Source organism: Mesorhizobium sp. CC13, from assembly GCF_039907765.1.
Taxonomy (GTDB): Bacteria; Pseudomonadota; Alphaproteobacteria; order Rhizobiales; family Rhizobiaceae; genus Aminobacter.
In genome coordinates, this window is sequence record NZ_JARDJI010000012.1 from 1 (window position 1) to 23,254 (window position 23,254).

The 23,254-nt window shown below is 66.6% G+C and carries 23 protein-coding genes and 1 pseudogene; 12 read left to right on the forward strand and 12 right to left on the reverse strand.

Going from position 1 to position 23,254, the window contains the following annotated elements; genetic code table 11:
* From PV773_RS16230 to PV773_RS16285, 12 genes and pseudogenes are all read left to right on the forward strand, one after another.
* A pseudogene (locus PV773_RS16230) lies at positions 1 to 666 on the forward strand (malate synthase G); the annotation flags it as partial.
* A 278-nt stretch (positions 667 to 944) separates the two neighbouring features.
* Entirely contained in the window at positions 945 to 1,628 is a 684-nt protein-coding gene (gene tsaB / locus PV773_RS16235) for a tRNA (adenosine(37)-N6)-threonylcarbamoyltransferase complex dimerization subunit type 1 TsaB (RefSeq protein ID WP_347967351.1), read from the forward strand.
* A complete protein-coding gene (locus tag PV773_RS16240; RefSeq protein WP_347967352.1) occupies positions 1,625 to 2,113 on the forward strand; it encodes an N-acetyltransferase in 489 nt (162 codons plus the stop codon). The genes tsaB and PV773_RS16240 overlap by 4 nt, the downstream gene beginning before the upstream one ends.
* 36 nt (positions 2,114 to 2,149) lie before the next feature.
* Positions 2,150 to 2,950, forward strand: a complete 801-nt coding sequence (locus PV773_RS16245; protein ID WP_347967353.1) for a lysophospholipid acyltransferase family protein — start codon at positions 2,150 to 2,152, stop codon at positions 2,948 to 2,950.
* A gap of 95 nt (positions 2,951 to 3,045) precedes the next feature.
* Positions 3,046 to 4,422 (forward strand): tRNA (N6-isopentenyl adenosine(37)-C2)-methylthiotransferase MiaB, encoded by a 1,377-nt coding sequence (gene miaB / locus PV773_RS16250; protein WP_347967478.1) that lies wholly within the window; start codon positions 3,046 to 3,048, stop codon positions 4,420 to 4,422.
* Positions 4,423 to 4,448: 26 nt separating this feature from the next.
* Positions 4,449 to 5,486, forward strand: coding sequence for a PhoH family protein (locus PV773_RS16255; RefSeq protein WP_347967354.1), 1,038 nt, complete (start codon positions 4,449 to 4,451; stop codon positions 5,484 to 5,486).
* 13 nt (positions 5,487 to 5,499) lie between these two features.
* Positions 5,500 to 6,006 (forward strand): rRNA maturation RNase YbeY, encoded by a 507-nt coding sequence (gene ybeY / locus PV773_RS16260; RefSeq protein WP_347967355.1) that lies wholly within the window; start codon positions 5,500 to 5,502, stop codon positions 6,004 to 6,006.
* Positions 6,007 to 6,033: 27 nt separating this feature from the next.
* On the forward strand, positions 6,034 to 7,101 hold the full coding sequence (locus PV773_RS16265; RefSeq protein ID WP_347967356.1) for a hemolysin family protein: 1,068 nt from the start codon (positions 6,034 to 6,036) through the stop codon (positions 7,099 to 7,101).
* A gap of 84 nt (positions 7,102 to 7,185) precedes the next feature.
* On the forward strand, positions 7,186 to 8,772 hold the full coding sequence (gene lnt, locus PV773_RS16270; RefSeq protein WP_347967357.1) for an apolipoprotein N-acyltransferase: 1,587 nt from the start codon (positions 7,186 to 7,188) through the stop codon (positions 8,770 to 8,772).
* 139 nt (positions 8,773 to 8,911) lie between these two features.
* Positions 8,912 to 9,331 (forward strand): helix-turn-helix transcriptional regulator, encoded by a 420-nt coding sequence (locus PV773_RS16275; RefSeq protein WP_347967358.1) that lies wholly within the window; start codon positions 8,912 to 8,914, stop codon positions 9,329 to 9,331.
* Between the two features lie 154 nt (positions 9,332 to 9,485).
* Complete coding sequence (gene metK / locus PV773_RS16280; RefSeq protein ID WP_347967359.1) at positions 9,486 to 10,769, forward strand: methionine adenosyltransferase; 1,284 nt, start codon at positions 9,486 to 9,488, stop codon at positions 10,767 to 10,769.
* Between the two features lie 18 nt (positions 10,770 to 10,787).
* Positions 10,788 to 11,489 (forward strand): tRNA (guanosine(46)-N(7))-methyltransferase TrmB, encoded by a 702-nt coding sequence (locus tag PV773_RS16285; protein ID WP_347967360.1) that lies wholly within the window; start codon positions 10,788 to 10,790, stop codon positions 11,487 to 11,489.
* Positions 11,490 to 11,619: 130 nt separating this feature from the next.
* On the opposite strand, the gene PV773_RS16290 is transcribed toward PV773_RS16285, so the two are convergent.
* The 12 genes from PV773_RS16290 to PV773_RS16345 all read right to left on the reverse strand — a co-directional run bounded on the left by PV773_RS16290 (position 11,620) and on the right by PV773_RS16345 (position 23,052).
* Complete coding sequence (locus tag PV773_RS16290) at positions 11,620 to 12,099, reverse strand: GNAT family N-acetyltransferase (RefSeq protein ID WP_347967361.1); 480 nt, start codon at positions 12,097 to 12,099, stop codon at positions 11,620 to 11,622.
* A gap of 2 nt (positions 12,100 to 12,101) precedes the next feature.
* On the reverse strand, positions 12,102 to 12,860 hold the full coding sequence (locus tag PV773_RS16295) for a molybdopterin-synthase adenylyltransferase MoeB (RefSeq protein WP_347967362.1): 759 nt from the start codon (positions 12,858 to 12,860) through the stop codon (positions 12,102 to 12,104).
* Positions 12,861 to 12,922: 62 nt separating this feature from the next.
* On the reverse strand, positions 12,923 to 14,059 hold the full coding sequence (gene recF, locus PV773_RS16300) for a DNA replication/repair protein RecF (protein WP_347967479.1): 1,137 nt from the start codon (positions 14,057 to 14,059) through the stop codon (positions 12,923 to 12,925).
* A gap of 49 nt (positions 14,060 to 14,108) precedes the next feature.
* Positions 14,109 to 15,227 carry a DNA polymerase III subunit beta gene (gene dnaN, locus PV773_RS16305; RefSeq protein WP_340036098.1) on the reverse strand — a complete coding sequence of 373 codons (1,119 nt, stop codon included), beginning with the start codon at positions 15,225 to 15,227 and terminating at the stop codon, positions 14,109 to 14,111.
* A 203-nt stretch (positions 15,228 to 15,430) separates the two neighbouring features.
* Positions 15,431 to 16,969, reverse strand: a complete 1,539-nt coding sequence (gene dnaA / locus PV773_RS16310) for a chromosomal replication initiator protein DnaA (protein WP_347967363.1) — start codon at positions 16,967 to 16,969, stop codon at positions 15,431 to 15,433.
* Between the two features lie 831 nt (positions 16,970 to 17,800).
* A complete protein-coding gene (gene rpsT / locus PV773_RS16315; RefSeq protein ID WP_340036100.1) occupies positions 17,801 to 18,067 on the reverse strand; it encodes a 30S ribosomal protein S20 in 267 nt (88 codons plus the stop codon).
* Positions 18,068 to 18,202: 135 nt separating this feature from the next.
* Entirely contained in the window at positions 18,203 to 18,976 is a 774-nt protein-coding gene (locus tag PV773_RS16320) for an enoyl-CoA hydratase (RefSeq protein WP_347967364.1), read from the reverse strand.
* Positions 18,977 to 19,022: 46 nt separating this feature from the next.
* Positions 19,023 to 19,913 (reverse strand): bifunctional DNA-formamidopyrimidine glycosylase/DNA-(apurinic or apyrimidinic site) lyase, encoded by an 891-nt coding sequence (gene mutM, locus PV773_RS16325; protein ID WP_347967365.1) that lies wholly within the window; start codon positions 19,911 to 19,913, stop codon positions 19,023 to 19,025.
* Positions 19,906 to 21,144, reverse strand: a complete 1,239-nt coding sequence (locus PV773_RS16330; protein ID WP_347967366.1) for a phosphopentomutase — start codon at positions 21,142 to 21,144, stop codon at positions 19,906 to 19,908. Before PV773_RS16330 ends, mutM begins: the two co-directional genes overlap by 8 nt.
* Positions 21,145 to 21,250: 106 nt before the next feature.
* Complete coding sequence (locus tag PV773_RS16335) at positions 21,251 to 21,847, reverse strand: TadE/TadG family type IV pilus assembly protein (protein ID WP_347967480.1); 597 nt, start codon at positions 21,845 to 21,847, stop codon at positions 21,251 to 21,253.
* Between the two features lie 67 nt (positions 21,848 to 21,914).
* Positions 21,915 to 22,490 (reverse strand): TadE/TadG family type IV pilus assembly protein, encoded by a 576-nt coding sequence (locus PV773_RS16340; RefSeq protein WP_347967367.1) that lies wholly within the window; start codon positions 22,488 to 22,490, stop codon positions 21,915 to 21,917.
* A gap of 136 nt (positions 22,491 to 22,626) precedes the next feature.
* Complete coding sequence (locus tag PV773_RS16345) at positions 22,627 to 23,052, reverse strand: pilus assembly protein N-terminal domain-containing protein (RefSeq protein ID WP_347967368.1); 426 nt, start codon at positions 23,050 to 23,052, stop codon at positions 22,627 to 22,629.
* Positions 23,053 to 23,254: the final 202 nt, after the last annotated feature.

Sequence of the window (23,254 nt, forward strand, 5' to 3'; positions counted from 1 at the left end):
GGCCATGCCCAGATCGGCAAGGGCATGTGGGCGATGCCGGACCTGATGGCGGCGATGCTGGAGCAGAAGATCGCCCACCCGAAGGCCGGCGCCAACACCGCCTGGGTGCCGTCGCCGACGGCAGCCACCCTGCATGCCACCCACTACCACAAGGTCGACGTGCACCAGGTGCAGGCTGAGCTGAAGAGCCGGCCCAAGGCGCGTCTCGACGACATCCTGTCGGTGCCTGTCGTTGTCCGTCCCAACTGGACGCCCGACGAGATCCAGCGCGAGCTCGACAACAACGCGCAAGGCATCCTCGGCTACGTGGTGCGCTGGATCGACCAGGGCGTCGGCTGCTCGAAGGTGCCCGACATCAACGACGTCGGCCTGATGGAAGACCGCGCCACGCTGCGCATCTCCTCCCAGCACATCGCCAACTGGCTGCGCCACGACGTCTGCTCGCACATCCAGGTGATGGATTCGCTTCAGCGCATGGCGGCCATCGTCGACCGCCAGAATGTCGGCGACCCGCTCTATCACCCGATGGCGCCGGAGTTCGACCAGTCGACCGCCTTCCGTGCCGCCTGCGACCTCGTCTTCGAAGGCCGCGCCCAGCCCAACGGCTACACCGAGCCGGTCCTGCACAAGCGCAGGCTGGAGCTCAAGGCGAAGGCGAAAGGCTGAGCATTGCCAACGGAATGCTAGGCAGTCCGTGGTAACCTATTCCGCATGACAGCGTTTCTTCACGCCCCCCTCTGGCCTGCCGGCCATCTCCCCCACAAGGGGGGAGATTGGCAGCTGCAGCCGCCAGCCGTGACCAAAGGGGGGCGGGTTCATTTCAGCAAGAGTGTCTGCCGAGACGCTCGCGCAGGCCTGATCTCCCCCCTTGTGGGGGAGATGCCCGGCAGGGCAGAGGGGGGCGTGCAACGCGCTACCCTCCGACATTCTTCCCGGAGCACACCATGATCCTGCTCGCCATCGATTGCGCCGCGAGCCTGTGTGCCGCCAGTGTCTACGACGCTGACGCCGATCGCGAGCTGGGCCGCTCCGTCCGCGATCTCGGCAAGGGCCATGCCGAGCACCTGATGGCCGTGATTGACGAGGCGCTTGGTCAGGCCGGCAAGGCATATGCCGATCTCGGCAGGATCGCGGTCTCGACCGGTCCGGGCTCGTTCACCGGCGTGCGGGTCGCCGTTTCGGCCGCGCGCGGCTTCTCGCTGGCGCTGAAGGTGCCGGCGGTCGGCGTCACCACGCTCGAAGCGCTGGCCCGGGAGACGCGCGATGCGCTTGGGCCGCGCAGGGTGTTTGCGGTGCTCGACGCCGGGCGCGAGGAAATCCATGCCGGCCTCTATGACGAGACCGGGGCTGTGCTGCGCGAGCCCGTGGTGCTGAGCCTGACTGACGCCGCTGCCATCGCTGCTTCCGGGCCAATCGCGCTCGTAGGCACCGCAGCGCGCATGGTTGCCGACGCAGCGGCGACCGACAAGCCATTCGGGTTCGGACCGATGCTTGCCACTGCCGATATCGGGACCTATGCGCGCATTGCCGCCGCCAAGACCCCCGCCGAGCGCCCGAAACCGGTCTATCTGAGAGCACCGGACGCCAAGCCGCAGGCCGGCTTCGTGCTGCCGAGGGAAGAGAAATGAAATTGCCTTTCTGGCCGCGCCGCCGCGACTATGCGCTCGAGCCCCTGACGATCGAGGACAGTGCCGCCATCGCCCCGCTGCACCGCGAAGACTTCGTGCGCCCGTGGTCGGGCGAGGAGTTTTCGGCGCTGCTCGAACAGGACACGGTGTTCGGCTTTGCCGTGCGCGAGGTAGGCCAGGGTGGCGCAGCACCCGCCGGCTTCGTGCTGGCGCGCCTGGCCGCCGGCGAGGCGGAGATCCTGACCATCGCCGTATCCCGCAGCCACCGCCGGCACGGGCTCGGCTGGCGCCTGATGGACGCGGTGCTGCGCGAGCTGCATGGCCAGCGCGCCGAGGCGCTGTTCCTCGAGGTCGACGAGACCAATGCGCCGGCGATCGGCCTCTACCGCAAGTTCGGCTTCCACGAGGTCGGCAAGCGCCCGAACTATTACCAGTCGGCGCAAGGCGCGACCGGCGCGCTTGTCATGCGGCTCGATCTTCGCTAGCCAGATGCCCGGTCAATCGAGGGTGTCAGGCGCTACATGATCGGAAAGATCCGCACAGGGCTGGCGCTGGCATGGATGGTCGCGGCCTCGCTGGTTCTGGTGCCGCTGCAGGTCATCTCGATGAAGACCGGCCTGTGGCCGGAAACCGTGATCCTCAAGATCTGGCACCGCGCCATGCTCTGGGCGCTCGGCATGCGCGTCCGCGTCGTCGGCGAGATGGTCAAGACCCGGCCGCTGATGATCGCCTCCAACCATATCTCGTGGACCGACATCATGGCGCTCGGGTCGCGGTTCGACGTGACCTTCATCGCCAAGTCGGAGCTGAATGGCTGGCCGGTCTTCGGCTTCCTGTCGCGGCTGCAGCGCACCGTGTTCATCGAGCGCGAGCGCAAGCGCAAGTCGGGCGACCAGGCGAGCGAGATCGCCCGGCGACTGGCGGCCGGCGACGCCATGGTGCTGTTCGCCGAGGGCAGCACCGGCGACGGCAACCTGCTCCTGCCGTTCAAGAGCACGCTGTTCGGCGCGGCCTCGATGGCGATCGCCGAGGGGGCTGCCGAGCACGTCGTCATCCAGCCGGTGTCGATCGCCTACACCCGTATCCACGGCTTGCCGCTGGGCCGCCAGCACCGCCCGATCGCCAGCTGGATCGGCGACATGGACCTGGTGCCGCATGTCGGCCAGCTCTTGGCCGAAGGTGGGCTCGACGTCGAGATACGCTTTGGCGAGCCGATCGATTTTTCGGCCAGGTCGAGCCGCAAGGAGGCGACGCGGCTGATGGAGGAGCGGGTGCGCACGATGATGCTGCAGTCGCTGGCCGCGCCGCATCCGGCGCGCTAGCCGGGCCGGCCGGACGCGCGGCCATCATCGTCTGTTTTTTGCCGCGGAAATGGTCTAATAGCCGCCGCATGGAACTCGACGATATCTCTGAAATCATGCCGGCGGGCGAAGCCGCCGCGGCAGGCGCGGACGCGGCCAGGAAGGTCTTCATCAAGACCTATGGCTGCCAGATGAATGTCTACGACTCGCAGCGCATGAACGATGCGCTCGCCGCGGACGGCTATTCGGCCACCGAGACCATCGAGGATGCCGACCTGGTGCTCCTCAACACCTGCCACATCCGCGAGAAGGCGGCCGAGAAGGTCTATTCCGAACTCGGCAGGCTGAACAAGCTCAAGGCCGAACGTGCCGCCCGCGGCCGCGAGATGGTGGTCGGCGTCACCGGCTGCGTCGCCCAGGCCGAAGGCCGGGAGATCATCCGCCGTTCCGCGGCGGTCGACCTCGTGGTCGGCCCGCAGACCTATCACCGCCTGCCCGAGGTGGTGAGGAAGGCGCGCGGCGGCCACAAGGTGGTCGAGACTGAATACGCGCTCGAGGACAAGTTCGAGCACCTGCCCGCGCCGAGGAAGGCCGAGGTCGCCAGGCGCGGCGTCACCGCCTTCCTGACCGTGCAAGAAGGCTGCGACAAGTTCTGCACCTTCTGCGTGGTGCCCTATACGCGCGGCTCGGAAGTGTCGCGTTCGGTCGCCCAGATCGTCGCCGAGGCCGAGCGACTGGCCGAGGCCGGCGTGCGCGAGGTGACGCTGCTCGGCCAGAACGTCAATGCCTGGCACGGCGAAGGCCCTGACGGCAGCGAATGGGGGCTCGGCCGGCTGCTCTATCGGCTGGCCGAAATCCCGGGCCTGGCGCGGCTGCGCTACACCACCAGCCACCCGCGCGACATGGATGACGAGCTGATCGCGGCACATCGCGACCTCGCAGTGCTGATGCCCTATCTGCACCTGCCGGTGCAGTCGGGCTCCGACCGCATCCTCAAGGCGATGAACCGCAAGCATACGGCGAAAGACTATCTCAGGCTGATCGACCGCATCCGTGCGGCGCGCCCCGACATCGCCATGTCCGGCGACTTCATCGTCGGCTTCCCCGGCGAGACCGACGCGGACTTCGAGGCGACGCTTGCGATCATCCGCGCCACCAACTACGCCTCGGCCTACTCGTTCAAATATTCGCCGCGTCCCGGTACGCCGGGCGCCGAGATGGGCGGCCATGTCGAGGAAAAGGTGAAGGACGAGCGGCTGCAGCGCCTGCAGGCGCTGATCACCGAGCAGCAGCACGTCTTTGCCAATGGGCTGGTCGGCAGGACCATGTCGACGCTGATCGAGAAGCCGGGCCGCGAGCCAGGCCAGGTCGTCGGCCGTTCGCCCTGGCTCCAGCCCGTGATTGTTGATGAAAAGGCCGGCGAAATCGGTGACATTGTTGATGTGCGAATCACGAAGACGGGCACCAACAGCCTGTTCGCCGAGACGGTCTGATCCGTTCGGCAGATGAGGAGAGACGGTTGAGCGCTGCTGAACTCAAGAACCTGCCCTCCGGGGCGTCTGACATGGCGCACATCGTACTGACCTTCGACAACAACAAGCTTGCCAGTGCGCTTTACGGCCAGTTCGACGAGAACCTGGCGCGGCTCGAGCAGAAGCTCGGCGTCGACATCCGCTCGCGCGGCAACCAGCTGACCATCAAGGGCAGCGCCACCGCCGCCGAGCAGGCGCGGCGGGCGCTCGACCACCTCTATGGGATCCTGCAGAAGGGCGGCGAGGTGGCGCAATCCGATGTCGACGGCGCCGTCCGCATGGCGGTCGCCCCCGACGACCAGCTCACCCTGCCGACGCTCGAGCGCAAGGGCAAGATGGCCGCCGCCCAGATCTCGACGCGCAAGCGCACCATCTATGCCCGCTCGCTCAACCAGGACGCCTACATGCGGGCGCTGGAGCGCTCGGAGCTGGTCTTCGGCATCGGCCCGGCCGGCACCGGCAAGACCTATCTGGCGGTCGCGCACGCCGCCATGCTGCTCGAGCGCGGCATGGTCGAGCGCATCATCCTGTCGCGGCCGGCGGTGGAGGCGGGCGAGCGCCTCGGCTTCCTGCCCGGCGACATGAAGGAGAAGGTCGACCCCTATCTCAGGCCGCTTTACGACGCGCTCTACGACATGATGCCGGCCGACAAGGTCGAGCGCGCCATCGCCGCCGAGGTGATCGAGATCGCGCCGCTGGCCTTCATGCGTGGCCGCACCCTGGCGCATTCCGCCGTCATCCTCGACGAGGCGCAGAACACCACCTCGATGCAGATGAAGATGTTCCTCACCCGCCTGGGCGAGAACTCGCGCATGATCGTCACCGGCGACCCGTCGCAGATCGACCTGCCGCCCAACACCAAGTCGGGCCTGGTCGAGGCGCTGCGCATCCTCGACGGCGTGCCGGGGGCGGTGACGGTGCGCTTCAACGACACCGACGTGGTCCGTCATCCGCTCGTCGCCGAGATCGTCAGGGCCTACGACCGCGACGGCAAGATGGCCCGCGGCCTCGCCGGCGAAGACTGATCGGAACCGTCGCATGTCCAGCACGCAACGGCCCGCCGCCGCGGGCGTCGAACTCGACATCGACCTGATGGTCGAGGCGGGCGCCTGGGCGGGGGAGGACGAACTCCGCGCGCTGGTCGAACGCGCCGTGCCCGCAGCGCTCGCCGAAGCGGGGGCAGACATGGCGCAGGGCGTCGAGCTTAGCCTCGTCTTCACCGACGACGAGAGCATTCGCAGGCTCAATGCCGAGTGGCGCGGCAAGGACAAGCCGACCAACGTGCTGTCCTTCCCGGCTTTTCCGATCGCGCCCGGCGACCCGCTGCCGCCGATGCTCGGCGACATCGTGCTCGCCAGCGAGACCGTGGCGCGCGAGGCGGCGGAAGAGGACAAGCCGCTCGAAAACCACATCACCCATCTCATTGTCCACGGACTCCTGCATCTTTTGGGGTATGATCACGAGACCGACGAGGAGGCCGAGGAGATGGAAGCGCTGGAGCGCCGGGCGCTTGCCAGGCTTGCCATTCCCGATCCCTACGCGTAACAGGGACGAACAATCGACCGGAAGACGATGAACGAGAAACCTGAGATTGCCGCCTCTCCCGAGCCGGGGCCTGCGGCAAGAGCCTCCGAACAGGCCGAAGACGGACCTAGTACGAGCACCGCGCCGCATTCGGCGCATGAACCGCAGGCCGAGCGGCCGTCCTTCATCGAGCGGCTGACAAGGCTGTTCCGGCACCGCAACGGCAGCAACATCCGCGACGAGATCGCCGACGCGCTGGCCGATACGGCGAGCGACGCCGAATCCTTCTCGCCCGGCGAGCGCGCCATGCTCAACAACATCCTGAGGCTCCGCGAGGTGCGGGTCGAGGATGTGATGGTGCCCAGGGCCGACATCGAGGCGATCGAACTCAACACCAAACTCGGCGAAGTGCTCGGCGTCTTCGAGCAGTCGGGCCATTCGCGCATGCCGGTCTATGTCGAGACCCTCGACGACCCGCGCGGCATGGTCCACATCCGCGACATCCTCGCCCACATCACTCGCGGCGCCCGCGTCAAGAAGGGCAGGTCGCGCAAGGCCCAGGCCGCCGATGCGCAGCTCGACCTCGCCCAGGTCGACCTCAACCGCAGCATCGGCGAGCTCAACCTCATCCGCACGGTGCTGTTCGTGCCGCCGTCGATGCTCGCCTCCGACCTCATGCAACGCATGCAGGCGACACGCACGCAGATGGCGCTGGTCATCGACGAATATGGCGGCACCGACGGCCTGGTCTCGCTCGAGGACATCGTCGAGATGGTGGTCGGCGACATCGAGGACGAACACGACGACGACGAGCCTATGATCACCCAGGCCGGCGACGGCGTCTATGTGGTCGACGGCAAGGCCGAGATCGAGGAAGTGGCCAAGGTGCTCGGCGAGGAATTTTCGCCCGGCGAGCACGCCGAATATGTCGACACGATCGGCGGACTGATCTTCAATGCGCTCGGGCGGGTGCCCGCCCGCGGCGAGGTGGTGCAGGCGATCCCCGGCTTCGAGTTCCACGTGCTCGACGCCGACCCGCGCCGGGTCAAGCGCGTCCGTATCGTCCATGTCCAGAAGGGCGAGCGCCGCCGCCGCGCCAAGGTCGAGCAGGCGTAGTGCCCCCTGCGGCGCCGCGTCCCCTATGGCGCCGCATTTTCCTGCTGCTACATCTTCGTTCCAATTGCTGCTGAGGGGGGACGAATGGTGCGCTTTGCGGGACGGATAATTCTGCTTTCTGGCTGGAGGAGAAACCTGACGGCGTTCCTGGCGGGCGCCGTCGCCGTGCTGGCGCAGGCGCCGTACGACTTCTTCTTCGCCGGGTTCCTCTCCTTCCCCATATTGGTGTGGCTGATCGACGGCGCGGTCGCCGACACCCCGGCGGGCGCCTTGCGCCGACTCAGGCCGGCATTCGCGACAGGCTGGTGGTTCGGCTTCGGCTATTTCCTGGCCGGGCTGTGGTGGATCGGCGGCGCCCTTCTGGTGGAAGCCGAAAGCTTTGCCTGGGCGCTGCCCTTCGCCGTCGTCGGCATTCCGCTGATACTGTCGTTCTTCTACGGCTTTGCCGCGGCCATCGCGCGGCTGTTCTGGAGCGCCGGCATCGGCCGGGTCGTGGCGCTTGCCTTCGCCTTCGGCCTGATGGAGTGGCTGCGGACCTTCGTCTTCACCGGCTTCCCGTGGATTCCCGTGGGCTTCGGCGCCATGCCCATTCCGCTGCTGATGCAGAGCGTGTCGGTGGTGGGCACGACGGGCATGAACGTGCTGGCCGTCTTCGTCTTCGCCATGCCGGCGCTGCTGGCCGACGGCCGCAACCTGAAGCTCGGCGCGGCGCTTGCGGTGCTGCTGGCAGCCGCGCATGCCGGCTACGGCTATCTGCGGCTGTCGGCTCCGGCAGCGCCCGCAGGCCGCACGCTCGACGTCCGCATCGTCCAGCCCAACATCGACCTGTCGGAAAAATGGGACGGCCGAGTCCGCGAGCGCATCTTCTCCGACCTGCTCAAGCTTTCGAGCGAGGCGCCGAAGGCCGGCGCCAACAAGCCGCAGCTGATCGTCTGGCCGGAGACCTCGGTGCCGTTCCTGTTCTCCGAACGCCCCGACGGGCTGGTCGCCATCGGCGAGATGCTGGGCGAGGGCCAGATGCTGATGGCCGGCACCGTGCGCGCCGAGAACGGCTCGGGCGGGGAGACGCTCTATTACAACTCCGTCGCCAGCATCAACGACAAGGGCGAGATCGTCGGCGCCATCGACAAGGTGCACCTCGTGCCGTTCGGCGAGTACATACCCCTTGCCGATCTGATGGCGCGTGTCGGGCTGACGCAACTGGTTGCCGGACCGATGAATTTCGAAGCCGGCACGAGCCGTCGCCCCTTCGACCTGCCTGGCGGACTCAAGGCGGCGGCCTACATTTGTTACGAAATAATCTTTCCCGAGCTCGTCGCTGTTGACGCAGCGTCAACGCAGATTATTGTAAATGTTACAAACGACGCATGGTTTGGCGACACGCCCGGCCCATACCAGCATTTCCGGCAGTCGCAGATCCGCGCCGTGGAAAATGGAATGCCGGTCCTGCGCGCGGCCAACACAGGGATTTCCGGCATTGTCGATCCGTTCGGGCGAGCTGTGGATGCACTTGCGATGAATACTCGCGGCATCATCGATTTCTCGCTTCCGGTGGACGCGTCGAGCGCCGCGCCGTCGCAACCGTGGCGTGTTAACGGTTTCCTGATCATGTTGGGGTTTGCCGTTGCGGCAGGCGGCCTGAAGCTGAGGCAGAGGCTCAGGGCGAATTGACACTGTGGTTGTTAGAAACTCATATGCTGTCGCGCGGCTTCAGGCCGTTCCGGTCGGCATCGGTATCCGAAAGATCAACCGGCCCTGAAACGGGCATCTGCCCAATAATAATGCTGGAATAATCCGGCGAGGAAAGACAGTGGAAAAAGAAAACAAGAAAAAACCAAATCCTACCGACGTTCACGTCGGTGGACGAATTCGCCTGCGACGCAATATGTTAGGAATGAGCCAAGAGAAGCTGGGCGAAAGCCTGGGAATTACCTTCCAGCAGATCCAGAAGTATGAAAAAGGCACGAATCGAGTAGGAGCAAGCCGCCTGCAGGCCATAGCTTCGATCCTCGGCGTGCCGGTCGCATTCTTCTTCGAGGATGCTCCTGGCCAGGAAGGCACCGAGCACAGGGGGCTGGCCGAGGATGCTTCCACCAGCTTCGTGGTCGATTTCCTTTCGAGCGCCGAGGGCCTCCAGCTCAACCGTGCCTTTGCCCGCATTTCCAACCCGAAAGTCCGGCGCAAGGTGATCGAACTGGCCAAGGTCCTGGCCGACGACGACGAGCAGTGACACCGTGCGACGGCGATGCGCCGTCGCAACGCATTGCAATAACCTGCCTTACGTGGCGAAAAGCCTGCTTGACGAGTTCCGGCAGGCTTCGCTAACACATGGCCGCGCCAAATGGTCGGCATCGCGCCGGCCGCTTTCCAAGAGGGGACATCCCGTGTCGCGGCAGAACTATCTCTTCACATCCGAATCCGTATCCGAAGGTCACCCCGACAAGGTGTGCGACCGAATTTCCGACGAGATCGTCGATCTCGTCTACCGAGAAGCCAAGAAGACCGGCATGGATCCGTGGAAGGTCCGCGTCGCCTGCGAAACGCTCGCGACGACCAACCGCGTCGTGATCGCCGGCGAAGTTCGCGTGCCCGATACGCTGCTCAAGAAGGACAAGAACGGAGAGATCGTCAAGGACGCCGCCGGCCACCCGGTCGTCAATCCGTCGAAGTTCAAGGCCGTGGCCCGCAAGGCCATCCGCGCCATCGGCTACGAGCAGGCCGGCTTCCACTGGAAGACCGCCAAGATCGACGTGCTGCTGCACGGCCAGTCGCCCGACATCGGCCAGGGCGTCGACAATGCCGCCGACCGCCAGGGCGAAGAAGGCGCGGGCGACCAGGGCATCATGTTCGGCTATGCCTGCCGCGAGACGCCGGACCTGATGCCGGCGCCGATCTACTACAGCCACAAGATCCTCGAGCTGCTCGCCGCCGCCCGCCACGAGGGCAAGGGCGACGCCGGCAAGCTCGGCCCGGACGCCAAGAGCCAGGTCACCGTGCGCTACCGCGACGGCAAGGCCCACGACGTCACCCAGATCGTGCTGTCGACACAGCATCTCGACGACAGCTGGGATTCGGCCAAGGTGCGCAAGGTGGTCGAGCCCTACATCCGCGAGGCACTCGGCGACCTCGAGATCGCCAAGGACTGCAACTGGTATATCAACCCGACCGGCAAGTTCGTGATCGGCGGCCCCGACGGCGACGCCGGCCTGACCGGCCGCAAGATCATCGTCGACACCTACGGTGGTGCTGCCCCGCATGGCGGCGGCGCCTTCTCGGGCAAGGACACCACCAAGGTCGACCGCTCGGCCGCCTATGCGGCGCGCTACCTCGCCAAGAACGTGGTTGCCGCCAGGCTCGCCGACCGCTGCACCATCCAGCTGTCCTACGCCATCGGCGTGGCCCAGCCCCTGTCGGTCTATGTCGACCTGCACGGCACCGGCAAGGTGTCGGAGGCAGCGCTCGAGGAAGCCCTGCGCGATGTCATGGACCTGTCGCCGTCGGGCATCCGCCGCCACCTCGACCTCAACAAGCCGATCTACGCCAAGACCTCGTCCTACGGCCATTTCGGCCGCAAGGCCGGCCGCGACGGATCCTTCTCCTGGGAGAAGACCGACCTGGTCAAGGCGATCAAGGATGCCGTCGCCAGCAAGGAAGCTGTCGCCGCCTGAGGCGACCGGCGTTTGTCGATGGAACAGGAACCGCGCCGCAGCCGCACGAGCGAAGCCTTCTTCGGCCGGCGGCGCGGAAAGCCTGTCCGCCCGCACCAGGCGGCCGCCCTTGAAAAGGGGCTCGCCCGCTTCGGCCTGGACCTCGCGACGCCGGCCCCCGCCGACCTGATCACGCTGTTCGAGGCGCCGGTCTCGAAGGTGCGGCTCGAGATCGGCTTCGGCGCCGGCGAGCACCTTCGCCATATCGCCGCCAACATGCCCGACGCCGGCTTCATCGGCGTCGAGCCCTTCGTCAACGGCATGGCCAAGATGACGGCGGCGCTCGACGAGCACCCCCAGCTCAACATCCGCCTCTATGACGAAGACGCCACGCAGCTGCTCGACTGGCTGCCGGAGGCGTCGCTCGACGGCATCGACCTGTTCTACCCCGATCCCTGGCCGAAGAAGAAGCACTGGAAGCGGCGCTTCGTCAGCCCGGCCAATCTCGACCGCTTCGCCCGCGTGCTGAAGCGCGGCGGAAAATTCCGCTTCGCCTCCGACATCGACACCTATGTCAACTGGACGCTGCTGCACTGCCGCGCCCATCCGGGCTTCGGTTGGCAGGCGGCCGACGCCCAGGACTGGCACAGGCCCTATGACGGCTGGACCCGCACCCGCTACGAGGCCAAGGCCATCCGCGAGAACCGCGTGCCGGCCTACCTGACGTTCGTCAGGGTATAGGCTGCAATCCCGCCGTCGTCGCCGACGCTCTCAGCGCTTCCGCTTTTCCCCGAATCGCGAAAACGCTCTATCTCTTTGCCTTGACGCAATTCCGGCCGGAAAACCGCCGCGCACTTTTCCTGGAACTGCCCTATGAGAGGCGCTTGCGCAGCGTGAGCGAGGTCGGCCGGTCGTATCCCTCATGCGCCGTGCGTTCGACCTCGACGAAGCCGAGCCGGGCGAAGGCGGCGTGGTTGGCCACGAGTTCGATTCGCGCCTGCAGCTCGAGCACCGGCTTGCCGTGCTCGATGGCGTGGCGCTCGGCCGCCTGCAGCAGCCGCCGGCCGAGGCCCGCGCCGCGCGCATGCTCGTCGACGGCGAGCTTGCCGACATAGAAGGCGTCGGTCCGTTCGGCGACGAAGATGCAGCCGGCGAGGCGGCCGTCGGCAGTGGCGATGAAGCAGGTTTCTTGCCCCGCCTTCCGGCGCAGGCCCTCGGGCGTGAGCTTGTGCGCCGAGGACGGCGGGTCGATGACCCCGTCCATGTAGGCGAAGCAGCGCCTGATGAGGCCGAGCAACTCGTCCCAGGCCGAAAAGTCCTCGGGGAGGCGGGAAATGGTCACGTCGGCCATGCTCAGGACGCCTTGTAGCGCACCGTGTCGAAGCGGGCGCCGAGCGCATCGTAGAGCAGCAGGCGGCCGACCAGCGGCTCGCCGATGCCGGTGATGAGCTTGATCGCCTCCATCGCCTGCAGCGTGCCCATCACGCCGGTCAGCGCGCCGAGCACGCCGGCCACCGCGCAGGACGGCACCAGGCCCGGCGGCGGCGGCTCGGGGAAAAGGTCGCGATAGGAAGGGTTGCGGCGGCCGTCGGGGGCGGTCTCGAACGGCTTCAGCACGGTGATCGAGCCGTCGAAGCGGCCAACGGCGGCATGCACCAGCGGCCGCTCGCATGCGGCGCAGGCGTCCGCCAGCGCATAGCGCGTCTCGAAATTGTCGGATCCGTCGACGACGACGTCGTAGGCGGCAACCAACTCACCGGCATTGGCTTCGGTCAGCCTGAGCTTGTGCAGCTCGACCGCCACATGCGGGTTGATGCGGCCGATCGCAGCGGCCGCACTCCCGGCCTTGGACTGACCGACCGACTGGGTGTCGTGGATCACCTGGCGCTGCAGGTTGGACAGCGACACGTGATCGTCGTCGACGATGCCGAGCGTGCCGACGCCGGCGGCGGCGAGATATTCGAGCACCGGCGCGCCGAGCCCGCCGGCACCGATCACCAGCACGCGGGCGCGCTTCAGCTTCTGCTGGCCCGGGCCGCCGATCTCCGGCAGCACGATGTGGCGGGCGTAACGTTCGAGTTCTTCGGGGGAGAGGGGGGCGGCCTGGTTCATGGCCGGAGCATATAGGCGCGAACCGGGCTTGTCAGGCTGTGTTACGGCGCTGCACTGCAGCCTCAGAGATCGGTCGGCCGCACGCTGCCGTGTTCGACGGTCAGGAACTGCGCCTTGCCCGCGAGGCTGGAGAACAGCGCCGGCTCGGTGCCGGTCATGAACGCCTGGCAGTTGAGGTCTTCGAGGATGGCGAAAAGTGCTGCCCGCCGGCCGGCGTCGAGATGGGCGGCGATCTCGTCGAGCAGCAGAATCGGTGCCGCACCCGCCATCTCGCCGGTCAGGCGTGCGTGCGAGACGACGATGCCGACCAGAAGCGCCTTCTGTTCGCCGGTGGAGCAGAGTTCCGCCGGCGTCGCCTTCGGCCGGTGTCGGACGAGAAGGTCGGAGCGGTGCGGGCCTTCGAGCGTGCGGCCGGCGGCGCGGTCGCGCTCGCGCCCGTCGGCCAGCGCCCGGCGGAAATGCTCTTCCAGCTCGACCGCCGGCATCTCGCCGATTCGCTCTTCCAGCGTGCCGGACAGCGCCAGGTCCGCCTGGGGGAAGGGGCCGGTCTCGGGCAGACGGCCGATCATGGCCGTCAACAGCCGCACCATCTCGACGCGCGCTGCGGCGATCGCCGCCCCAGTCTCGGCCATCTGGGTCTCGATCGCCTCGAACCAGGAGCGGTCGCGGCGGTCTTCCGACAGCAGCCGGTTGCGGCCGCGCATCGCCTTTTCATAGTCGAGCGCGCGCTGGCCGTGCGCCGGGTCGATCGCCAGCACCAGCCGGTCGAGGAAGCGGCGGCGGTCGCCGGCCGGCCCGGTGAACAGCGAATCCATCGACGGGGTGAGCCAGACGACGCGCAGCCATTCGAGCAGCTCGTCGGCCGACTTGGCGGTCGCGCCGTTGATGCGCACGCGCCTGCCCGCCTCGCCGGCGGCCTCCGGCGCGGTGCCGGTGCCGATCTCGACATCGCCCAGCGGGCCGTCGATCGTTGCATGCACGGCGAACGCGCCGGAGCTGCCCTCGCGCGCCACGTCGGTGTAGGGCGCCCGGCGCAGGCCGCGCCCCGGCGTGAGCAGGGAGATCGCCTCGAGCAGGTTGGTCTTGCCGGCGCCGTTCTCGCCGGTGAACACCACTGCGCCCGGCCTGAGGTCGAGCGAAAGCAAGCCGTAGTTGCGGAAATCCGTCAGCACGAGCTTGCGGATATGCGTCGAGGGGATGCGTTTCGGCGTCGCCCCCGTTTCGAGGTCCTGCACGGGCGTGCGGGCGCTACACGCGCATCGGCATCAGCACGTAGAGAGCGTTCTCGTCGGCTGTGTCGTGGATGAGCGTGGGCGATCCGGCATCCGCCAGCATGAAGCGCGCCTCGCTGCCCGACAGCTGGGCGGCGACGTCGAGCAGGTACTTGGCGTTGAAGCCGATCTCGATCGGGTCGGCCGAATAGTCGGCGGCGAGTTCTTCCGTCGCGCTGCCCGAATCGGGGTTGTTGACGGCAAGCGTCACCTGGCCGTCGGCGATGGAGAGCTTCACTGCCCGGCCACGCTCGGACGAGATGGTGGAGACGCGGTCGACGGCGGCAGCGAAGCTCTGGCGGTCGATGGTCAGCTTCTTGTCGTTGCCGCTCGGGATGACGCGCTGGTAGTCGGGGAAGGTGCCGTCGATCAGCTTCGAGGTCAGGATCACGCTGCCGATGGTCAGGCGGATCTTGGTGTCGGACAGCTCGGTGGTCACCGCCACGTCGGGGGCGTCGAGCAGCTTCTGGATCTCGCTGACCGTCTTGCGCGGGATGATGATGCCCGGCATGCCCTCGGAGCCCGCAGGCGCCTCGACCTCGGCGCGGGCGAGGCGGTGGCCGTCGGTGGCGACCGCGCGCAGCATCAGCTTGCCGGCGCTTTCCAGCGTGTGCAGGAAGATGCCGTTGAGGTAGTAGCGCGTCTCCTCGGTCGAGATGGCGAACTGGGTCTTGTCGATCAGGCCCTTGAGCGCCTGGGCGTCGAGCCGGAAGATGTGCGAGAAGGAGCCGGCCGACAGCTCGGGGAAGTCGGACTGCGGCAGGCATTGCAGCCGGAAGCTCGAGCGTCCCGAGATCACCGACATGGCGTTGCCGTCCTCGTCGGTCTTGAGCATCACCTCGGCGCCGTCGGGCAGCTTGCGCACGATGTCGTAGAGCAGATGCGCGGGCACGGTGGTGGCACCCGCACGCTCGACATTGGCGGGGGTGGCCTCCGAGACCTCGAGGTCGAGGTCGGTCGCCTTCATCTCCAGGCTCGCGCCGTCCGCCTGCAACAGCACGTTGGACAGGATCGGGATCGTGTTCCGCCGTTCGACCACGCGGTGCACGTGGTTCAGCGACTTCAACAGGTTGGAGCGTTCCAGGATAACACGCATGACGAAACAGGCTCGCTTATTTGAAGGTGCGGGCTCGCGGGCTCGAACTGCGCCCGGGGAAAGCCCGCAACACGATCGGAATTCTGCCGAGTCTGACAGTAAAATCCCCGGAAAGGCAAGCCCGCGCAGCCTTTTGGGGCAGTGGCGCGGGCGCTCTGGGGATAAGTCCCCGCCAAGGGCGGCCGTGCCGCCCCGGCAAAGGATCAGGCCTGGTCGTTGATCAGCCGCCTCAGCAGCTCGAGCTCCTGCGCCAGCGTGTTGTCGCCGCCCGACAGGTCCTCGATCTTGCGCACGGCGTGCAGCACCGTGGTGTGGTCGCGGCCGCCGAAACGCCGGCCGATCTCGGGCAGCGAGCGCGGCGTCATGACCTTGGAGAGATACATGGCGACCTGGCGCGGCTTGACGATGGTGCGGGTGCGGCGGTTCGACAGAAGCTCCGTCTTCGACACGTTGTAGTGGCGGGCGACGATGCGCTGGATGTCCTCGATGCGGACGCGCTTGGGCTCGCCCGTGCGGTAGATGTGGCCGAGGATCTCGTCGATGCGCTCGATCGACAGCTGCGGCTCGAAGGACTGCCGGAAGACCAGCTGGTTGAAGGCGCCCTCGAGTTCGCGGCCGCTGCCGGTCACGGTGCGCGCGACATGCGCAAGCACGTCCTCGCCGATGTTGAGGTTCGGGTCCTCGGCCTTCGCGCCGGCATAGCGCAGCTGGATCATGCCCAGGCGCATGGCGAGATCGGGCGCCGACATCTCCAGCGCCACGCCGCCGTTGAGGCGCGAGCGGACGCGCGGCTCGAGCGATTCCAGCTCCGCCGGCGGACGGTCGGCCGCGACCACCACCTGCTTGGCGCTGTCGAGCAGCATGTTGATGAGATGGCAGAACTCATGCTGGATCGACTTGCCCTGCAGGAACTGCATGTCGTCGATGATCAGCAGGTCGATGTCGCGCAGCTGCTCCTTGAGCGTCAGCGCGTTGTTGTCGCGGATGGCGGTGGCGAAGCGCCACATGAAGTATTCGGCGGTCAGGTAGACGACGCGCGACTTCGGGTTCTGGCGCAGCGACTCGGCCGCGATCGCCTGCAGCAGGTGGGTCTTGCCGAGGCCGACGGTGGCGTGGAGGAACAGCGGGTTGAAGCGCGAGTTCGATTCCGCCACGGCGCGCGCCGCAGCCAGCGCCACCCGGTTCGACGGACCCTCGACGAAGGACTGGAAGGTGTAGCGCGGGTCGAGCGGCGAGCCGAGCACGCTCTGCTTGAACTCCGGCTCCGCCGCGCCGCTGCGGGCAGGGGCGGGGCGCTCGACGCGGCCGGCGGCCACGGTGCTGGTGGCCAGCGCGCTCTGGGCCTGGCGCACCGGCTTGTTGCGCAGGGCGGCCGCATCGCCTTCGCTGGCGGGGCGCGCCGCGCGTGTCGTCGCCGTGCGGATGATGACTTCGAGCTTCAGCAACTCGGGCTCTTCCTGGCGCCAGAGCTCGGAAATCAGATCGAGGTAGTGGCTGTTGATCCAGGAGCGCAGGAAGGCGGTCGGCACCGACAGGCGCACCACGCCCTTGGAAGCTTCCGCAAGCTTCATGCGGCCGAACCAGCTCGAGAAGACTTCGCTGCCCAGGCGAGCCTGGAGCTGCGTCTTGACCCTGTCAAAGATCTTCTCCGCGGCGCTGACGGCTGCCACTTCATTGCCCTCGATCAGTTCGCCGGTAAAAAGAAAGCCCGCTTTTGCTTCGCTTTCGATGCCGCTTTGCATATTTGCGATCCCTAACCTTCGGTCCTCGTTGCCCATGCGGGGGTGCGCCGCTCGCACCTCCACCGGAAAGTTCTTCTGGGAAGCAGGCCGCTATCGGCCGAGCCCCAATCGTGTCTCCCCAGGCCCTATGGCCGAGCAGGGAGACTCTCGCTGCGGGGGCGGCAGCTACAGGCAAATACATTAACGTCCGGCGAAGACGCCGGCGCGCTACAAGTCGCCATAATGTCTTATCCCCACACACCCCAAGTATTACGAAGCAGGCACACCTCCCCCGATCGCGGATTCTATCCACGCCGAGGACGCCGCCGATTTTTAAGGCTTGGCAGAGGGCTTCGTGCCCGTCTCTTCGATGGACAGACCTTACAAAAATCGCTGTGGACACGGCAAGGGCGGGTCTAACCCATTTTTAATGAATCTGGTTTGCTCCGAGCCGGATTCAGTGGCCGTTCCGATCCTCTTCTCAAGCAAAGCCCTTGTGATTCAAACCCTTTTGCGAGAAGCGAAAAAAAACGCGCCCCGCAGGAAAAATTTTTAAAAGAATCCGCTTGACACCAACTTGTCCCCCGCAGCCCGGGGCGAGGTTGAACAACCTGTGGATGACTGTTGGCAAGTGTTTGAATTCAAAGGGAAATTTCTGTCACGGTGAGTCCGGGTCGAAGCCACCTGTGGCGGTTGTACTTATAAGAATAACCGCATATGCCGGCAAAGTTTCATGTATCATTGCGGCACATCTAGTTGCCTCTTCCGGCCCCCTTTTCCAGGCCCATTTCGGCAAAAGAAAAACCCGGCTGGTTAGGCCGGGTTCTTCAGAAATCCAATCGCTTGCAGGGCTTAGGCGGAGAGCGCCTTGACCCGCTGTGCCAGCCGCGAAACCTTGCGCGAGGCGGTGTTCTTGTGCAGCACGCCCTTGGTGGCGGCGCGCATCAGTTCCGGTTGCGCGGCGATGAAGGCGGCCTGCGCTGCGGCCTTGTCGCCGGAGGCCAGGGCTTCCTCGACCTTGCGGAGGTAGGTGCGGACGCGCGAACGGCGGTTCTTGTTGACCGCGGTGCGGGCGGCAATCTTACGGGTAGCCTTCTTGGCCGAGGAGGTGTTGGCCATTGTGCCTCTCTGTTGATCTCTGTGGTGGCGCGAGCGGGTTCCCGCGGAGCGCAAAAACTGCTCGGGCGTCCCTGAGGCCGCCTCGGTTGGTGCGGCTTATAGTTCAGCTTGCCCGGCGCGTCAACGCGATTCAGATCAGCGGTTGCGGAAATTCGCAGACCTTTTCTCGGCGAAGGCCGCCATGCCTTCCTTCTGGTCCTCGAGCGCGAACATCGAGTGGAAGACGCGGCGCTCGAAGCGCAGCCCTTCGGCGAGCGTGAGCTCGTAGGAGCGATTGACGGCCTCCCTGCACATCATCACCGCCGGCAGCGAGAAGTCGGCGATCTTGGACGCCGCCTTCATCGCTTCCTCGAGCAGGTCGGTCGCCGGCACGACGCGCGACACCAGGCCGGAGCGCTCGGCTTCGGCGGCATCCATCATCCGGCCGGTCAGGCACATGTCCATCGCTTTCGATTTGCCGACGAAGCGGGTGAGCCGCTGCGAGCCGCCCATGCCGGGCATGACGCCCAGCGTGATCTCGGGCTGGCCGAACCTGGCGGTGTCGGCGGCGATGATGAAGTCGCACATCATGGCCAGTTCGCAGCCGCCACCGAGCGCATAGCCGGCGACCGCGGCGATCATCGGCTTGCGGTTGCGGGTGAAGGCCTCCCAGCCGGAGAAGAAGTCTTCCATGTAGGCGTCGACGTAGGTCTTGGCCTGCATCTCCTTGATGTCGGCACCGGCGGCGAAGGCCCTTTCCGAGCCGGTGATGACGATGGCCCCGACGCCGTCGTCGGCGTCGAACGCGGCGGTCGCGGCGAGAAGCTCGCCGAGCACCTGCGAGTTCAGCGCGTTGAGCGCCTTCGGCCGGTTGAGCGTGATCAGCCCGACCTTGCCGCGCTTTTCCACGAGGATCGTTTCATAGGCCATGCCGCTCTCCCTTTGCGAAGCCACCGGGTTCGATACCCGCTCTAGCTTACCGCTGGCAGTGACGGCAATAGAAGGTCGAGCGCCCACTCTGGACGATCCGCTCGACATGGCCGGCACAGCCGCTGTGCGCGCAGGCCTCGCCCTCGCGGTCGTAGACGGAGAACGAATGCTGGAAGTAGCCCAGCGAGCCGTCGGTGTGGACATAGTCGCGCAGCGACGAGCCGCCGGCGGCAATCGCTTCGGCGATCACCTCGCGGATCGAGGTGGCGAGCAGGTTGGCGCGTTCGCGGGCGACCTTGCCGTTGCCGGCGATGGTGCCCGCCGCGCGCGTGGGCGCAAGCCCCGCGCGCCACAGTGCCTCGCATACATAGATGTTGCCGAGGCCGGCGATCAGGCGCTGGTCGAGCAGGGCGGCCTTGAGCGGCGCCTTCTTGCCGCGGAACAGCTCCGCCAGGAGGGCGCCGTCCAGGCTGTTGCCGGTGGGCTCGACCCCGAGGCCGGCGAGCATCGGGTGGACGCCTGCGTCCCGCTCGGCAAACAGCATGAAGCCGAAGCGCCGCGGGTCGTTGAAGATGACGCGTGCCGGTGCGCCCTTGGCGTCGGCGACGTGGAAGACGACGTGGTCGTGCGCTGCAGCCTTCGGCCGCTCGTGATGGAAGGCACCCGGCGTCGAGCCGTCCGTGTCGGTTTCGATACGGAAGGAGCCTGACATGCCGAGGTGGCAGATGAGCGTGGGGCCGTCGTCTATGTCGGCCGTGAGATACTTGGCGCGTCGGCCGAGCGAGGCGATGCGACGGCCGGCGAGGCGTTCGGAAAAGCGCTCGGGGAAGGGAAAGCGCAGGTCAGGGCGTCGCGTCTCGACGCGCTCGATGCGCGCGCCCTCCATCACCGGCTGCAGGCCGCGCCGGACGGTTTCCACCTCGGGCAGTTCAGGCATGGGCGGCGATCGTCCTCAGGAAGGGGGTACCGTGGCGCCCCGGCGCAAGGCCGAGATGCTCGGCGACGGTGGCGCCGATGTCGGCGAAGGTGGGCCTCAGCCCGACATCGCCGCCGGCGAGGCCCGGCGCCATGCCGATGATCGGGATGCGCTCGCGCGTGTGGTCGGTGCCACGCCAGGTCGGGTCGTTGCCATGGTCGGCGGTGAAGAGCATCAGGTCGCCGGGCCCGAGCCTGGCCAGGGCTTCGGGCACGCGCCTGTCGAAGGCCTCGAGGGCTGCGGCATAGCCCGGCACGTCGCGGCGATGGCCGAACTCGGTGTCGAAGTCGACGAAGTTGGCGAACACGAAGTCGCCGTCCGCGGCGTCGTCCATCGCGCCGAGCGCCTTGTCGAACATGGCCATGTTGCCGACCCCCTTGCGCACCTCGGAAATGCCGCGATGGGCGAAGATGTCGCCGATCTTGCCGATGGCGATGACCTTGCTGCCGCGCCCGGTCAGCCGGTCGAGCAGGGTCGGCTCCGGCGGCGGTGTCGCATAGTCCTTGCGGTTGGGCGTGCGCTCGAATGTGGCAACGGTCTCGCCGACGAAGGGGCGGGCGATGACGCGGCCGATATTCAGCGGATCGACGAGGTGGCGCACCACCTTGCAGAGTGCGTAGAGCCGCTCGAGGCCGAAATGGGTTTCGTGGGCGGCGATCTGCAGTACCGAATCGACCGAGGTGTAGCAGATCGGCTTGCCGGTCAGGATGTGCTCCTCGCCGAAGCGCTCGATGATCTCGGTGCCGGAGGCGTGGCAATCGCCGAGGATGCCCGGCACTTTGCCTTCGCGGATGATCGCCTCGGTCAGTGCCGTGGGGAAGGCGGGCACGGTCTGCGGAAAATAGCCCCAGTCGAAGGTGACCGGCACGCCGGCGATCTCCCAGTGGCCCGAAGGCGTATCCTTGCCGCTCGAGACCTCCTGCGCTGCGCCGAAGAAGGCGCCGGGCCCGAGCGCGGCAGAGGCGTCGTATTCGAAGCCCGTGGCCAGCCTGGCGGCGCGGCCGAGTCCGAGGGCCGTCATGTTCGGCAGGGCGAGCGGGCCGCTGCGCAGGCCGTCGCGGTCGCCGCGACCGGCAGTACAGGCCGCAGCGATATGGCCGAACGTGTCTGCGCCCGCGTCGCCGAAACGCTCCGCGTCGGCAGCGCCGCCGATGCCGAAGGAATCCAGGACGAAGACAAATGCACGCGCCATCGGGGTCGGGCTCACGGTTGGGATATTCCCGACAGACATAAGTTGCGGGCCGCAACTTGGCAATTATCCGGCGCGACGACCGGACCGCGGCGACTGACGACGGCCGTCAGCAGTCGCCGCAGCCGATGCTCTGGCTCATGCGCGGGCGCAGATAGTAGGTCTCGTTCATGGATATGCCGTCGAAGGCGGCCGCAAGGCCGAGCACCGGCTTGTCCTCGGCCGCCCAGGTGATCACCGGCTTGTAGGCGAGATCGCTTTCGACGCGGATGAGGAACGTGCCCGCGACCTTGAGCGCGTCGGGGACGGTGGTGGGCGTCCCCTTGGCCGCTCCCACGCCCGCCGTGCCGTCGACGAGCTTGCGCGACCAGGCCACCTGGACCTTGGGCGTTGCGTCGCTGGTGATGTCGATTGCCGTCACCACGATCTTGCCGACGCTGCGGTTGTAGGGCTGCAGGATCGACTCGCCGATCTTCATGATGGCGTCGATCTCCGACTTGGTGATCGACTGCTGCTGGGTGATGAGGTCGGCGACCATCGAGCCGATGCGGCTCACCTTCTTGTTCGTCTCGATCGCCTGGGAGACTTCCATGGTGACGAAATAGAGCGCCAGGAGCAGCGGCGCGACGAAGGCGAACTCGACCGCCGCGATGCCGCGCCTGTCGGCGGCCAGCGCCCGCGCGGCGCCGCCCCATCGCTTCAGCATCGAGAGCACTCTGGCCCTGCTCGACATGTCTCGCCTTTTTCCCTGTCGGTTCCGAACGGATCGAAATTCAGTCGTTGAACGGTTCGTTCTGCCAGGTGACCGTCGCGAACTGCAGCGTGTTGCCGCCCTTCAGGTTGGACATCGAGGCGCGCATGAAGTCGGTGATGACCGGCCACTTGTAGAACACGCGCAGCATGTTCTTCGACATCGACGGGCCCGGCTTGACGGTAAAGCCGGTGGTGTCGATGTCCCTGTCGGAGGTGAACTTGACCTTGACCTTGGCGGCGTCGGCGAAGGTGCCGTAGCTGCGCAGGTCGACCAGAAGTCCCGGGCAATCCTTGGCGACGAGGATCTCGAGCCTGTCGCAGATCATCTTCTTGACCGTGATTTCGGTGGCGTCCGCCGCCTTGATCTGGCCGGTGCGGAGCTGGCGCGCGACCTCGTCGGCCGCATTGGCCAGCACCTGCTGGCCGGCAAAGGCGATGCTGCTTTCGAGGATGGCGAAGACCAGCATGGAGAAGGGGATCGCCAGCATGACGAATTCGATCGCCGTGCTGCCGCTGCGCTCGTGCAGGAAGCGGGCAACGAGGCCCCGCTTGCCGTGCCCCGCGCGATCCTGTCCTGCCGCTGGCTCTTTGCCCATGTACCCGACCGTCTCGAATGATCCGGAGCTCAAGATAGACGAAAGCCGTTGAGGCGCGGTTTGGATGGTGCTGAAAATCTTAAGCCGCGACTTTACCCGGCGCTAACCTTGCCGGCCCGGAATTCGGGCCGCGGCGCTACTGGCTGGCATTCATCTCGCTCTCGGACATCCGCTCGGCGTCGCTCTTGTACGAGCTTTCGCAGTAGGGCGTGCACGACAGCGTCTGGATTTCCGAGCGCCTGTAGATGCGTACCGACGAGACCGCCTGGCGGACGACCGTCACCTGTTCGTCGACGATGGGACTGCCGTCGGAGTCGAGCACGACCAGGTTGGTCACCCCGAAGCCCTTGCCGGTCAGCACGATGGTCGAAGCGTCCTGCACCGAGGCGTCGGCTATGGCTGAATTGCCGACGACGATGGTGTCGGCCGGACGGGCGAGCCGCACGATCTTGGCCTGGTTCATCGTCACTTCGATGCCCGAACCGGCGAGCGCCTGGAGCGGAGCGACGATGGCTGCCGCCATCAGGGCGGACCCAAGGAAAAGATATGTCGGCTGTGCCATTGCGGCGCCTCTCGGACGGCTCGGTGTCGACTGTTCAATGGAAGATGAACGATTTTGGTGAAGCAAGGGTTAAGTGAGGTGGGCAGGTCGCCGGGGGGCGTGCCGTCCTGCCATTGCCGGCAAAGGGCCGGGGAAGGCCCGAAGTCGGTGCAACTGGCGGTTTGGCAGGGTTCCGAGTCGCCGAGGCCGGCCAGTTTTCAGC

What these genes read in the sequence shown, in the direction of transcription:
- tsaB (WP_347967351.1), top strand. Translation starts at nt 945, where the DNA reads ATGATCCTGCTCGCCATCGATTGCGCCGCGAGCCTGTGTGCCGCCAGT.
- PV773_RS16240 (WP_347967352.1), top strand. Translation starts at nt 1,625, where the DNA reads ATGAAATTGCCTTTCTGGCCGCGCCGCCGCGACTATGCGCTCGAGCCC.
- PV773_RS16245 (WP_347967353.1), top strand. Translation starts at nt 2,150, where the DNA reads ATGATCGGAAAGATCCGCACAGGGCTGGCGCTGGCATGGATGGTCGCG.
- miaB (WP_347967478.1), top strand. Translation starts at nt 3,046, where the DNA reads ATGCCGGCGGGCGAAGCCGCCGCGGCAGGCGCGGACGCGGCCAGGAAG.
- ybeY (WP_347967355.1), top strand. Translation starts at nt 5,500, where the DNA reads ATGTCCAGCACGCAACGGCCCGCCGCCGCGGGCGTCGAACTCGACATC.
- PV773_RS16265 (WP_347967356.1), top strand. Translation starts at nt 6,034, where the DNA reads ATGAACGAGAAACCTGAGATTGCCGCCTCTCCCGAGCCGGGGCCTGCG.
- lnt (WP_347967357.1), top strand. Translation starts at nt 7,186, where the DNA reads ATGGTGCGCTTTGCGGGACGGATAATTCTGCTTTCTGGCTGGAGGAGA.
- PV773_RS16285 (WP_347967360.1), top strand. Translation starts at nt 10,788, where the DNA reads ATGGAACAGGAACCGCGCCGCAGCCGCACGAGCGAAGCCTTCTTCGGC.
- PV773_RS16290 (WP_347967361.1), bottom strand. Translation starts at nt 12,099, where the DNA reads ATGGCCGACGTGACCATTTCCCGCCTCCCCGAGGACTTTTCGGCCTGG.
- PV773_RS16295 (WP_347967362.1), bottom strand. Translation starts at nt 12,860, where the DNA reads ATGAACCAGGCCGCCCCCCTCTCCCCCGAAGAACTCGAACGTTACGCC.
- dnaN (WP_340036098.1), bottom strand. Translation starts at nt 15,227, where the DNA reads ATGCGTGTTATCCTGGAACGCTCCAACCTGTTGAAGTCGCTGAACCAC.
- dnaA (WP_347967363.1), bottom strand. Translation starts at nt 16,969, where the DNA reads ATGCAAAGCGGCATCGAAAGCGAAGCAAAAGCGGGCTTTCTTTTTACC.
- rpsT (WP_340036100.1), bottom strand. Translation starts at nt 18,067, where the DNA reads ATGGCCAACACCTCCTCGGCCAAGAAGGCTACCCGTAAGATTGCCGCC.
- PV773_RS16320 (WP_347967364.1), bottom strand. Translation starts at nt 18,976, where the DNA reads ATGGCCTATGAAACGATCCTCGTGGAAAAGCGCGGCAAGGTCGGGCTG.
- mutM (WP_347967365.1), bottom strand. Translation starts at nt 19,913, where the DNA reads ATGCCTGAACTGCCCGAGGTGGAAACCGTCCGGCGCGGCCTGCAGCCG.
- PV773_RS16330 (WP_347967366.1), bottom strand. Translation starts at nt 21,144, where the DNA reads ATGGCGCGTGCATTTGTCTTCGTCCTGGATTCCTTCGGCATCGGCGGC.
- PV773_RS16335 (WP_347967480.1), bottom strand. Translation starts at nt 21,847, where the DNA reads ATGCTGAAGCGATGGGGCGGCGCCGCGCGGGCGCTGGCCGCCGACAGG.
- PV773_RS16340 (WP_347967367.1), bottom strand. Translation starts at nt 22,490, where the DNA reads ATGGGCAAAGAGCCAGCGGCAGGACAGGATCGCGCGGGGCACGGCAAG.
- PV773_RS16345 (WP_347967368.1), bottom strand. Translation starts at nt 23,052, where the DNA reads ATGGCACAGCCGACATATCTTTTCCTTGGGTCCGCCCTGATGGCGGCA.